We start from the raw sequence: 11,516 nt of genomic DNA, 5'->3' as shown, positions 1-11,516 counted from the left end.
GCCTCCTCACCGCATCCGACCGGAAAGGCCGGCGCGAAGAGGTGTATCAGTCCGCAACGACGGGGAAAACCATCCTGACCGTCAGCCCCCGATTGTTTTCCCGTTCCGGATGGGTCGCGTCGAGTTCAAGGCGGCCATGGTGCATTTCCATGACCGCGCCGGCCAGCGAAAGGCCAAGGCCCGTGCCGGGCTTGGAGCGGCTGGCATCGAGCCGCACGAAACGCTTCACGACATCCTCGCGCTTGTCGTCAGGCACGCCCGGGCCGCTGTCGGCGACCGAGAGCACGACATCGCCCTGCCGCCGCTCGAGGAAAATGCGGATCTCGGGCTCGCCGCCGCTGCCCTCGGCATATTTGATCGCATTGTCGATGAGATTGCCGAGCGCCTGGCCGACGAGCTCCCGATTGCCCTTGACCTCGATACCGTCGGCAATGTCCGTCACCAGCTTCAGGCCGCTGTCCTCGGCCACCGGCTCGTAGAGTTCCGCGCTGTCCTGGGCGATGCCGCTGATGTCGATCACGCTCATCTCCGCCGGCGCCTGGCCCGCCTCGACGCGGGAAATCATCAGGAGCGCGTTGAAGGTGCGGATGAGCTGATCGGACTCCCCGATCATTTCCTCCAGCGCCACGCGGTAGTCGGCCTGCTCACCGCCGGCAAGCGCCGCCTCCGCCTTGTTGCGCAGCCGGGTCAGCGGCGTCTTCAGGTCGTGCGCGATGTTGTCGGAGACCTGCTTGAGGCCTTCGCCGAGTTTCTCGATACGGCCGAGCATGGTGTTGAGCGATTCCGACAGGCGGTCGAACTCGTCGCCCGAGCCGCTGGTCGGCAGCCGCTGAGAGAGGTCGCCCGCCATGATGCGCTGGCTCGCGCCGGACATGCGGTCCATGCGCTTCAGCGCATTGCGCCCGATCAGGTACCAGATGGCGAGCGCCCCGAAGCCCATGACGCCGAGCGCCACCATCAGCGCCTGGCGCACGAGATAGCGGAAATTCTCCGGCTCGCCGAGGTCGCGGCCGACGAGCACACGCAGGCCGTTGGAGAGTACGATGACCTGCGCATAGGCCATCGGCCGGTTGCTGCCGCGCGCCTCTTCCTGGTAGCGCTGGTAGCGGAAGGGCGTCTCCGTCCAGCCCTCCGTGTCGAGCACGCCGGGCTGGAGCGAGGCGACGTTGCCAGCCAGAACCTCGCCCGTCGGGCTCGCGATGATATAGAGGTTGGCGCCCGGCTGGCGGGCCCGCCGCTCGAGCGTGCGCAACAGGCCGTTCATGCCGTTGCTGTCGAAGATACGCTCGATCTGCTCGACCTCCTGTGCCACCGCCTCGCGCATCTGCTGGCGCAGCAGCCGTTCCGACATGGAGGAGACGTAGAAGACGAGAAAGGCCGCACAGATGGCGAACAGCAGCAGATAGACCGCGGAAAGCCGGACCGCGGTCGTGCGATAAAGGGCGGTCAGCCTGCCGAGCAGTCGATGCATGGGGTCAGCCCGCCGCCTCGTCCTTCATCATGTATCCCGCGCCGCGCACGGTGCGCAGCAGCGGCTGGTCGAAGTCCTTCTCGATCTTCGAGCGCAACCGCGAGACATGGACGTCGATGACGTTGGTCTGCGGGTCGAAATGGTAGTCCCAGACATTTTCCAGCAGCATGGTGCGCGTTACGACCTGACCGGCATTCTTCATCAGATACTCGAGCAGGCGGAACTCGCGCGGCTGGAGTAGGATCTCCTTGCCGCCACGCTTGACCGTGTGGGACAGTCGGTCGAGTTCCAGATCGCCGACGCGGTAGACCATGTCCTGCTCCGGCGTACCCTTGCGGCGCCCGAGCACTTCCACACGGGCCAGGAGCTCGCTGAAGGCATAGGGTTTCGGCAGATAGTCGTCGCCGCCGGCACGCAGCCCCGTCACACGGTCGTCGACCTGGCCGAGTGCGGAGAGGATGAGCACGGGCGTATGGATGTTGCGGCGGCGCAGCTCCGAGATCAGCGACAGGCCGTCGCGGCGCGGCAGCATGCGGTCGATGACAAGGACGTCATAGCTGTTCTCGGTGGCGAGGAAGAGACCGCTTTCACCGTCGCTCGCGTGGTCGAGCACGATGCCCGCCTCGCGAAAGGCCTTCGAGAGATAGGCGGCCGCCTCCAGATCGTCTTCCACAATCAATATCTTCATCGTCAGGACCTTACAGCATGTTCGGCAGGACTTGGCCAGAGCGCCATCGTCCGGATACGGCAGCGCCGCGAAACCTTGCGATTTCGCGGCGCCGTCAAGCGGGATTGCGGAACCGCTCAGCCCTGGTCGATCGGCAGGGCCAGGAAGCGGCTGCCGTCATTGGTTTCGATCTGGAACAGCGCCTTGGAGCGGCCGTCCTTGCGGGCGCCATCGAGAACCTTCACCACGTCGTCGGCCGATTTGACCGGCTGGTTGTTGACCGAGGTGATGCGGTCGCCCTGCTTCAGGCCGCGGTCGCTGGCGTCGGAGTCCGGATCGACGGAGGAAACCGTCAGGCCCTTGTCGTCAGGGGTGACCGAAATGCCGAGATCGGCAAGCGCCTGCTCGGCAGCCGGGGCTTCCGGTTCGGCTTCCTCGGCGCCCGTCGCTGCCTGGATCTGTTCGCCGGCCAGCGTGCCGATCTCGACCGGGATCGTCTCAGACTTGCCGTCACGCCAGACCGAAAGGTCGACCTTCTTGCCGGGCGCGATGTCGGCGATGCGACGGGCAAGGTCACGCGGATCCTTGATCGGCTCGCCGTCGAGCGCCGTGATCACGTCACCCTTCTTGATGCCGGCCTTGGCGCCGGGCGAATCGGCCTGCGGCTCGACGACCAGCGCTCCGGCGGCGTCCGCAAGGCCGAGCGAGTCGGCAATGTCGCGGCTCACCGGCTGGATCTGCACGCCGAGCCAGCCGCGGTCGACCTTGCCGTCCTTCATCAGGTCGGCGACGACGCCCTTGGCGACGGATGCCGGAATGGCGAAGGCGATGCCGACATTGCCGCCCGACGGCGAGAAGATCGCGGTGTTGATACCGACGACCTGGCCGTTGAGGTTGAAGGTCGGGCCGCCTGAATTGCCGCGGTTCACGGCGGCGTCCACCTGCAGGTAGTCGTCATAGGGGCCGGAGCCGATGTCGCGGCCGCGGGCCGAGATGATGCCGGCCGTTACCGTGCCGCCGAGGCCGAACGGGTTGCCGACGGCAACGACCCAGTCGCCGACACGGATCTGGCTGTCATCGGCGAAGCTCACATAGGTGAACTTGCGCTTGTCCTTCTCCTCGACCTTCAGCACGGCAAGGTCCGTACGGCTGTCCTTGCCGACGAGCTTGGCATTGAGCTCCGTGCCGTCGTTCATCACGACGGTGAAAGCGCTGCCGTCATTGACGACATGGTTGTTGGTGACGATGTAGCCGTCTTCGGAGATGAAGAAGCCGGAACCCTGCGAGGTCGGGCGCAGGTGTGGCTTGCGGTCACGGCCGCGACGGTCGCCGCGTTCTCCGAAGCGACGATCCGGCCCACGGTCGCCCTGGAACTGGTCGGGGCCGCCGAATTCACGGAAGAAACGCTTCAGCGGGTGATCGTCGGGAAGCTCGTCGAGGCCCCGGCCACCGAAGTTGAAGCTGAAATTGCTCTCGTCATTGGCCGGCTTGATGTCGGACTGGACGCGAACGGAAACGACGGCCGGCGAGACGGCCTCCACGACATCGGCGAAGCTCGCAACCTGCGGACCCTGCACCGACACGGCTTGTGCAAAACTCTCGGTGACGCGCGCGGGAATGCCGGTGGCAAGCATGACGGCCGCAAGCCCGGCGACGGTGGTCGTCCTCAGGACGGTCTTGAGACCCGGACGGAATGCGGAAATCTTGGACATTCTTTGCACCTTTTCTCTCACTTCATGGCTGCGTTTGGCAGCGGATGAGCAAGAGATAGGCGCCTGCACATTACAGCACACTATCCGCCGCATGAATTTTTGGTAATGTTGGACAATTCCGGGCGCGGACGCCTATTCCCCCTTGAGGGCGCGTTCCAGTTCTGCTTTTTCCGCCTCGGAAAGCGGCGTTCCCGTCGGCTTTCCGCCGCGCTTGCGCACGAAGAGCACCATCGCTGCCGCGCCCGCGAGGAAGAGTACGATCGGCGCGCCCCACAGGAGCAGCGTCTCGCCGCGCAGCCGCGGGTTCAGCAGTACGAACTCGCCATAGCGCGAGACGACGTATTCGATCACCGCCTCGTCGCTGTCGCCGTTCTTCAGCCGCTCGCGCACGAGAAGCCTTAGGTCGCGGGCAAGCTCCGCATTGGAATCATCGATCGACTGGTTCTGGCAGACCATGCACCGCAGTTCGGCCGAAAGCGCCCGCGCGCGCGCCTCCAGCGCCGGATCGGCCAGCACCTCGTCCGGATTGACCGCAAAGGCGGGAGCCGAGGCGAGCAGGAAGGCCGAGGCGAGGAGCAGGCGGCGCATCATTGCGCCGCCTCCAGCACGGGCTTGACCTTGCGCACCTTCTGCGGCGCGCCGACGCGCAGTCGCCGGTCGCACAGGGAGACAATGCCACCCGCCATCATGATCAGCGTGCCGATCCAGATGCAGAGGATCATCGGCTTCCACCAGACGCGCACGACGATGCCGCCGTCGGCCATCGCATCGCCGAGCGAAACATAGAGCTGGCTGAGCCCGAAGGTGCGGATGCCCGCTTCCGTCGTCGGCATGCGGCGAGCGGTATAGAGCCGCTTGGACGACCAGACGTCGGTAACGACGACACCGCCGCGCGCCACCGTGAAATGGCCCGATTCCTCGGAATAGTTCGGCCCCTGCCCGCGGCGCATGCCGTCGAAAGTCAGCGTATAACCGCCAGCCTCGATCTGCATGCCGGGTTTCATCTCGACGACATGCTCCGTCTCGAAGGCCGTCACCGCGATGACGCCGACGACCGTCACGCCGACACCGATATGCGCGAGCGCCGTGCCGAAGGCCGAGCCCGGCAGGCCGATGAAGCGGCGGAAGGCGACATTGCGCGCCACCTTGCCGACGCCGGCGCGCAGCCACAGGTCGGTAATCGCACCGGCGATCATGTAAAAGCCGATGGCAAGGCCGAAATAGGCAAGCACCGGCCCGCCGTTCTGGATGTAGAGGACCACCGCCGCGAGGACGAGGCCGATTCCCGCCGCCGCAAAGAGGCGCTGGCCGGCGGCGAACACGTCGCCCCGCTTCCAGGCAAGCAGCGGACCGAACGGTACCGCCAGCAACAGCGGCAGCATAAGGAGGCCGAAGGTGAGGTTGAAGAAGGGCGGGCCGACGGAGATTTTTTCGCCCGTCAGCGCCTCAAGCACCAGCGGATAGAGCGTGCCGGTCAGCACCGTCGCCGCCGCGGTCGTCAGGATCAGGTTGTTGAGAACGAGCGCGCCTTCGCGCGAGATCGGCGCAAAAAGTCCGCCGGCCTTCAGCGTCGCCGCCCGGAAGGCGAAGAGCGACAGCGCGCCCCCGATGAAGAAGACGAGGATGGCGAGGATGAAGACGCCGCGCGTCGGATCGGTCGCGAAGGCATGCACCGAGGTGAGCACGCCGGATCGCACCAGGAAGGTGCCGAGCAGCGACATGGAGAAGGTGAGGATCGCCAGCAGCACCGTCCAGATCTTCAGCGCCTCGCGCTTTTCCATGACGAGAGCCGAATGCAGCAGCGCCGTGCCGGCGAGCCAGGGAATGAAGGAGGCGTTCTCCACCGGGTCCCAGAACCACCAGCCGCCCCAGCCGAGTTCGTAATAGGCCCAGTAGGAGCCCATCGCGATGCCGGCGGTGAGGAAGCTCCAGGCCGCCAGCGTCCACGGCCGCACCCAGCGCGCCCAGGCGGCATCGATCCGTCCGTCGATCAGCGCTGCGATGGCGAAGGAGAAGCTGACGGAGAAGCCGACGTAACCGAGATAGAGCAGCGGCGGGTGGATGGCGAGGCCGATATCCTGCAGCACCGGATTGAGGTCCTGCCCCTCGGCGGGCGCCGGCTGAAGCCGCAGGAACGGGTTGGAGGTAAGCAGGATGAACAGCGCGAAGGCGGTCGAGATGAGGCCCTGTACGGCCAGCACGTTGGCGCGCAGTCGCTCCGGCAGATTGGCGCCGAAGGTGGCGACGAGCGCGCTGAAGAAGACCAGGATGAGGAGCCAGAGCAGCATCGAGCCCTCATGGTTCCCCCAGACCCCGGTGATCTTGTAGATCATCGGCTTCAGCGAGTGCGAATTCTCCCAGACATTGCCGACCGAGAAATCCGAGACGACATAGGCGAAGGTCAGCACCGAGAAGGAGAAGAGCACGAGGAGGAAGCCGGCCATGGCCGCGGCGGGCGCCACGGCCATCAGCGCGCGGTCGTTGCGGATCGTGCCGACCAGCGGCAGGATCGACTGGACGATGACGGTCGCCAGCGCGAGGATCAGGGCATAGTGTCCAAGCTCGATGATCATTTGATCGTTTCCTTGCCGGAAAGTTCGACGCCCTGCGCCTTCAGGCGGTCCGCGACGTCCTTGGGCATGTAGGTCTCGTCATGCTTGGCGAGCACCGTGTCGGCGATAAAGAGCCCGTCCGTACCGAAGGCGCCTTCCGCCACCACGCCCTGCCCCTCCCGGAAGAGGTCCGGCAGGATGCCCGTATAGGTCACCGGCACCGTCGAGAGCGTATCCGTCACCGTAAAGGTGATGGTGGAGCCCTCGCCGCGCTTGACCGTGCCGGCCTCCACGAGCCCGCCGAGGCGGATGCGCGTTCCCGGCGGGACATTGGCCTTGGCAAGGTCGCCGGGCACATAGAAGTAGGCGATGGACTGGCTGAAGGCGAACATGACGAGCAGCACCGCCGCCACCAGGAAGGCGATACCGCCGCTTATCACTGCCAGACGTTTCTGCTTGCGAGTCATGGTCCGCTGCCCTCAGCCGAAATCGATAGGTCCCGGGCAAGCGCCAGAAGCTCTTTGCCGTTGTCGCTGTCGGCCGGGAAGGTCTTCAGTGCCGTCTGTAACGCGGCTTCGGCCTTCGGCCTTTGATCCAGCACAACATAGGAACGGATGATGCGCGTCCATCCTTCGATATTATCAGGGTTCTCCTGAAGTTTCGCCGCAAGGCTCTCCACCATGCCGGCGATCATCTGCTGGCGGTCGCCCGCCGACAGATCCTGCGCCGCCGCCACGTCGTCGGCGGTCGGATTGCCGAGGGTGCCGGCAACCGCCCCGCCCTCTCCCCCGGCAAGCCCGGCTATATGCCGGTTGACGAGCGGCAGCCAGGGCGCATCGGCCGGCGCTTCCTTCACCATTGCCTCGAAGGCGGCGCGCGCCTCGGCGCGCTTGCCCTCCTGCTCCAGCGCCAGCGCCAGATAATATTCGGCACGCGGATTGTCCGCCTTCAGCGCCAGCGACTGCTCCAGCCGGGCACGCGCCTCGGCGGTCACGATGCCGTTCGACTGGGCGATCAGCGTTTCCGCATAGCCGTCCAGCCGTTCCGGCGTCGGCCCGAGCAGGCGGATCGCCTGGGAGAAGGCGTTCGCCGCATCCTCCACCCGGCCGCTGCGATAGTAGATCGGCGCCAGAAGATCCCAGCCCGCGCCGTCGTCCGGATTGCGCGCCAGGTGGTTCTCCGCCTTGGCGATCAGGACGGAAATGTCGTTGCCGGGATTGGCAAGGCGCTCTGCGAGCGGCTGGGCCGGAAGATCCGGCCGGCCGGTCGCGATGTAAAGATAGAGCCCGATGGCGGGCAGAAGGAGGATCACGAAAGCCTGCGCCAGCCGGTTTCTGCGCTCGGCGGGGCTTGCCCTACCCTTCGCCTCGGCCTTGCTGGCGGCGATCAGCCGGCGCGCGACCTCCGCACGGGCAAGCTCGGCCTCGGTCGCGCCGATAAGCCCGGTCGCCTCGTCGCGCCTCAGTTCTTCAAGCTGGTCGCGATAGACCTCGACGTCATGGCCGGCATCGTCCGCGGCCACCACGGGGCGGCGCAGCAAGGGGAGAAGGAGGACGGCGGCCACAGCGGCCGTCATGATGGCGACGAGAATCCAGAAAAACATGACCGTTCAAATACTGGAACGCGCGAACGTTTCCAATTCCCCAGGGAACGATGACGTGAATTTGAGGCGTTTCGCCGCAACCGTCGAACGATCAGGCTTGCGTTTGCGCATTTCCAGCCGAAACGGCGCCGATCAGGGCGAAAGGCCTCGCATCCTTCCGGCAACGGGAGGCCGCCGGAAACAAGAGGCTATGACAGCGGTGCCCAGGCTCCGTCCGCATTGCGGCAGGCCGCGCCGCGTGTCGCGGTGTCCCGGCCCTCTACGGTCACCGTATGGCTGTACTGCCGGCAGTTCTGCGAGCCGACCTGATAGGGCGCAGCCGCGACCACCGATCCGCCGACGCCCTTGCCCTGCCAGACGACGGGCTGGCCGCCGGGCGCCGCTTCCAGCGCGCGGTATTCGGCTTCCAGCGCCCGCTGCATATCCGCCTTGGAGAGCTGGGCGCCACCGGCATTGCGGCTGACGAGCCCACCCTGCAGCGCCGTGATGTAAACACCCGCACCGGCTGCAACAGGCTTACCACCGGTGCCGGCCGCGCCGCCCGATGTGGTCGTGCATCCCGAAACCGTCGCTGTTGCCAGAAGGAAGGGGAAAAAGGCGCCGCGCAAACCCGTCTTCATCCGCTGGGACCGTCTCTCTTCATGAGAGAGCGCCTTCACCCGCCGGCGAAAACGCTCTAGCTTTCCGTTTCCACGCAAATGCGGTTGCAAAACCGCCGCGCGCTCCTGTTGGCCTGGTCCCGGAAGCGACACGCCCTCCCGGCACTTCGTCCACGTCGCGATCCTCATATTCGCGAGCCCCTCCCTTGTTGCATTGTCCGCCGCCTCAGGCAACATCCTTTGTGACGGCCGGCAGCACGAGCCGCGCCAGCAACCCGCCGCGCGGTCCGCGCGAAAGCCCGAAGGTTCCCTGGTACTCCGAGGCGATCTCGCTGACGATGGAGAGGCCGAGCCCTGTGCCCGGCTTGCTCTCGTCGAGCCGCTTGCCGCGTTTCATCGCCTCGCGAATCTCGTCCGGCTCCAGCCCCGGCCCGTCGTCCTCCACCTCGATGACGATCCAGTTCTTGCGCGCATCGTCGTTGCCGCGCACCTCGGCAGGCGCCATGGAGGCGCGCACGGCCACCGTCGTGCGGGCGTACCGCGCGGCATTCTCCAGGAGGTTGCCGACGGTTTCCTCGACATCCTGCTGTTCCATCGCCAGAACCAGCCCGGGCGGGTCGACGGTCAGCGGAAACTGCCGCTCGGCATTGAGCCGCCGCATCACGCGCACCAGCCGCTCCAGAACGGCCTGCGTCTCGGTGCGTGCCAGCACGGATTCGCGCTGGGCGGCGATGCGGGCGCGGTTGAGATAGGATTGCACCTGGCTCTGCATGGCTTCGGCCTGCGTGCGGACGAGATCGCCCTGCGGGGCGGCGAGCAGCCGCGCTTCATTGAGGAGAACCGCAATCGGCGTCTTCAGGGAGTGCGCAAGGTTGCCGACCTGCATGCGCGCCCGCTCGACGATGCGCCGGTTGCTGTCGATCAGCGCATTCACCTCGCTCGCGAGCGGCAGGATCTCCCGCGGGAAATCGCCGTCGAGCTGCTCGCTCTCCCCCGCGCGGATCTTCTCCAGCGCCTTGCGCGCCCGGTCGAGCGGCTTCAGGCCGATAAGGATCGCCGCCGCGTTGAGAAGCAGGCTGCCCACGCCGAAGCCGGCCAGCGCCAGATAGAGGCTCCCGGAGAAGTCATCGATATCGCCCTCCAGCACATCGCGGTTGCCGATGACGCGGAAGCGCGCCGTGCGCCCCTCATCGTCGAGCACCACTTCCGTCTCGCCCACCTCCACCTCGTTACCGAAGGAGTCGATGGTCGTGTAGAAGCGCTCGTAGCGCGTATCGAAGGGGATGCTGTCGGTATCGGGAATGGGGATGCTCCCCGTTCCGAGCGAGGAAGAGGTCAGCGTCTCGCTCGCCAATGCCCCGCCGATCGGCTCGACCACCCAGTACCAGCCCGATTGCGGCTGGAAGAAGCGCAGGTCCCCGAGCTGCGGCGTGCCGGTCAGCCGCGTCTCCTCGTCCGCCGAAACGGAATTGATGACGTTGTAGAGCTGCGCGCGCAAAAGATCGCGAAAACTCTTCTCCGCGCTCTGGCGGTAGAGCGTCGAGATGACGACGGCGATGACGATGAGCGCGACCGCTGCCCAGAGCGAGGCGAGAAGAAGAACGCGGAAAGTGAGCGAGCGGGAGCGCCTGGCCTTATTTGCCATTGGCGGGGGCTTGCATCCGGTAGCCGAGGCCGCGCACAGTCTCGATCAGGTCGACGCCGATCTTCTTGCGCAGGCGCCCGACGAAAACCTCGATCGTATTGGAATCACGGTCGAAATCCTGATCGTACATGTGCTCGACCAGTTCCGTGCGCGACACCACCTCGCCCATATGATGCATGAGGTAGGAAAGCAGCCGGTATTCATGCGAGGTCAGCTTCAGCGTCTCGCCGTTGACGGTCGCCTTGGAGCCCTTCGTGTCGAGCCGCACCGGCCCGCAGACGATGTCAGGGCTCGCATGGCCCGCCGCGCGGCGGATCAGCGCGCGGATGCGGGCCAGCACCTCCTCGACATGGAAGGGCTTGGCGACATAGTCGTCGGCGCCGGCATCGATACCGGCCACCTTGTCGCTCCAGCGGTCGCGGGCGGTGAGGATGAGGACAGGCATCGTCTTGCCGTCGGCACGCCACTTTTCAAGAACGGTGATCCCGTCCATTTCCGGCAGGCCGATATCGAGGATGATGGCATCATAGGGTTCGGTATCGCCGAGATAGTGGCCTTCCTCGCCATCGAAGGCCTGGTCCACCACATAGCCTGATTCCTTCAAGGCCTCGCTGAGCTGCCGGCTCAGGTTGACATCGTCCTCGACCACCAGGATGCGCATTCGCCCTCTTTCCTATCTCACTCATTCCATCACGAAGGCCGAAGGCCTTACATCGGCACGCGCACGGTCACCTTGCGCGGCCGGGCATTGCCCTTGCCGGGCACGAGCACCGTCACCACGCAGGTATCGCCCTTCGGCTGCGCCGAGAGCAGTTCGCCCCCCGTCTGGGAAACCACCTGCGCAGCCGCGTCGCTGCAATCGCCGGCGACCTCGACGACGCCCCGTGCAGTGCCCGTCTCGACGGGACCCGGGAGGATCATGCTGGCCGCAAGGGCGGTTATGAGAAGTGGCGAGGCCATGAATGTACTTTCGGGTGTGGATCAGTGTGATGCAAGCAATAAACGATCCACGCTGAATGGCAAATGAATGCCTTGTGGATCGTCAAGCCGCCTCACCGCACGCGCCGGCGCGCCAAAATCCGCCCGTAGAGCGCCACAAGCCCGCCCAGCGTGCCCACCGCCGCCACGAGGAGATCGGCCAGTTCCCCCTCGTCCCCGGCCGTCACCTCGACACCCGCCGCATTGGCAAGCGAAGCGAGGATCGCGACCAGCGCCCCCCAGACGGTGCGCGACTGATACCAGGCTTTCGCGTCGTCATTCATCGGAG

Annotated in this window: 12 protein-coding genes; all 12 read right to left on the bottom strand. The window is 65.9% G+C overall.

The window, feature by feature from the left end:
- Window positions 1-46: 46 nt before the first annotated feature.
- Window positions 47-1,471 (bottom strand): ATP-binding protein, encoded by a 1,425-nt coding sequence (locus P9A16_RS09560; protein ID WP_023514087.1) that lies wholly within the window; start codon window positions 1,469-1,471, stop codon window positions 47-49.
- Between the two features lie 4 nt (window positions 1,472-1,475).
- On the bottom strand, window positions 1,476-2,159 hold the full coding sequence (locus tag P9A16_RS09555; RefSeq protein WP_023514088.1) for a response regulator transcription factor: 684 nt from the start codon (window positions 2,157-2,159) through the stop codon (window positions 1,476-1,478).
- 116 nt (window positions 2,160-2,275) lie between these two features.
- A complete protein-coding gene (locus P9A16_RS09550) occupies window positions 2,276-3,850 on the bottom strand; it encodes a Do family serine endopeptidase (RefSeq protein ID WP_023514089.1) in 1,575 nt (524 codons plus the stop codon).
- Between the two features lie 132 nt (window positions 3,851-3,982).
- Complete coding sequence (locus P9A16_RS09545; RefSeq protein WP_023514090.1) at window positions 3,983-4,441, bottom strand: cytochrome c-type biogenesis protein; 459 nt, start codon at window positions 4,439-4,441, stop codon at window positions 3,983-3,985.
- Window positions 4,438-6,423 (bottom strand): heme lyase CcmF/NrfE family subunit, encoded by a 1,986-nt coding sequence (locus P9A16_RS09540; RefSeq protein WP_023514091.1) that lies wholly within the window; start codon window positions 6,421-6,423, stop codon window positions 4,438-4,440. The genes P9A16_RS09545 and P9A16_RS09540 overlap by 4 nt, the downstream gene beginning before the upstream one ends.
- Window positions 6,420-6,869, bottom strand: coding sequence for a cytochrome c maturation protein CcmE (gene ccmE / locus P9A16_RS09535; RefSeq protein WP_023514092.1), 450 nt, complete (start codon window positions 6,867-6,869; stop codon window positions 6,420-6,422). Before ccmE ends, P9A16_RS09540 begins: the two co-directional genes overlap by 4 nt.
- Window positions 6,866-8,005: a c-type cytochrome biogenesis protein CcmI gene (gene ccmI, locus P9A16_RS09530; protein WP_278025652.1), complete on the bottom strand. Its 1,140-nt coding sequence runs from the start codon at window positions 8,003-8,005 to the stop codon at window positions 6,866-6,868. The genes ccmE and ccmI overlap by 4 nt, the downstream gene beginning before the upstream one ends.
- A 188-nt stretch (window positions 8,006-8,193) precedes the next feature.
- Complete coding sequence (locus P9A16_RS09525) at window positions 8,194-8,625, bottom strand: putative outer-membrane lipoprotein (protein WP_023514094.1); 432 nt, start codon at window positions 8,623-8,625, stop codon at window positions 8,194-8,196.
- A 205-nt stretch (window positions 8,626-8,830) separates the two neighbouring features.
- Window positions 8,831-10,249, bottom strand: a complete 1,419-nt coding sequence (locus tag P9A16_RS09520) for an ATP-binding protein (protein ID WP_023514095.1) — start codon at window positions 10,247-10,249, stop codon at window positions 8,831-8,833.
- Window positions 10,239-10,910, bottom strand: coding sequence for a response regulator transcription factor (locus P9A16_RS09515; RefSeq protein WP_023514096.1), 672 nt, complete (start codon window positions 10,908-10,910; stop codon window positions 10,239-10,241). The genes P9A16_RS09520 and P9A16_RS09515 overlap by 11 nt, the downstream gene beginning before the upstream one ends.
- A 47-nt stretch (window positions 10,911-10,957) precedes the next feature.
- Entirely contained in the window at window positions 10,958-11,209 is a 252-nt protein-coding gene (locus P9A16_RS09510) for a hypothetical protein (RefSeq protein ID WP_023514097.1), read from the bottom strand.
- A 92-nt stretch (window positions 11,210-11,301) separates the two neighbouring features.
- Window positions 11,302-11,511: a hypothetical protein gene (locus P9A16_RS09505; RefSeq protein WP_023514098.1), complete on the bottom strand. Its 210-nt coding sequence runs from the start codon at window positions 11,509-11,511 to the stop codon at window positions 11,302-11,304.
- Window positions 11,512-11,516 lie beyond the last annotated feature (5 nt).

Source organism: Shinella sp. 838 (genome assembly GCF_029623935.1).
Taxonomy (GTDB): Bacteria; Pseudomonadota; Alphaproteobacteria; order Rhizobiales; family Rhizobiaceae; genus Shinella.
Note: the sequence above shows the minus strand (reverse complement) of the source record. Positions and strands in the feature narration are given on the sequence as shown.

Bases quoted from the DNA above. Each gene is read 5' to 3' on its own strand.
- P9A16_RS09560 (WP_023514087.1), bottom strand. From the start codon at position 1,471: ATGCATCGACTGCTCGGCAGGCTGACCGCCCTTTATCGCACGACCGCG.
- P9A16_RS09555 (WP_023514088.1), bottom strand. From the start codon at position 2,159: ATGAAGATATTGATTGTGGAAGACGATCTGGAGGCGGCCGCCTATCTC.
- P9A16_RS09550 (WP_023514089.1), bottom strand. From the start codon at position 3,850: ATGTCCAAGATTTCCGCATTCCGTCCGGGTCTCAAGACCGTCCTGAGG.
- P9A16_RS09545 (WP_023514090.1), bottom strand. From the start codon at position 4,441: ATGATGCGCCGCCTGCTCCTCGCCTCGGCCTTCCTGCTCGCCTCGGCT.
- P9A16_RS09540 (WP_023514091.1), bottom strand. From the start codon at position 6,423: ATGATCATCGAGCTTGGACACTATGCCCTGATCCTCGCGCTGGCGACC.
- ccmE (WP_023514092.1), bottom strand. From the start codon at position 6,869: ATGACTCGCAAGCAGAAACGTCTGGCAGTGATAAGCGGCGGTATCGCC.
- ccmI (WP_278025652.1), bottom strand. From the start codon at position 8,005: ATGTTTTTCTGGATTCTCGTCGCCATCATGACGGCCGCTGTGGCCGCC.
- P9A16_RS09525 (WP_023514094.1), bottom strand. From the start codon at position 8,625: ATGAAGACGGGTTTGCGCGGCGCCTTTTTCCCCTTCCTTCTGGCAACA.
- P9A16_RS09520 (WP_023514095.1), bottom strand. From the start codon at position 10,249: ATGGCAAATAAGGCCAGGCGCTCCCGCTCGCTCACTTTCCGCGTTCTT.
- P9A16_RS09515 (WP_023514096.1), bottom strand. From the start codon at position 10,910: ATGCGCATCCTGGTGGTCGAGGACGATGTCAACCTGAGCCGGCAGCTC.
- P9A16_RS09510 (WP_023514097.1), bottom strand. From the start codon at position 11,209: ATGGCCTCGCCACTTCTCATAACCGCCCTTGCGGCCAGCATGATCCTC.
- P9A16_RS09505 (WP_023514098.1), bottom strand. From the start codon at position 11,511: ATGAATGACGACGCGAAAGCCTGGTATCAGTCGCGCACCGTCTGGGGG.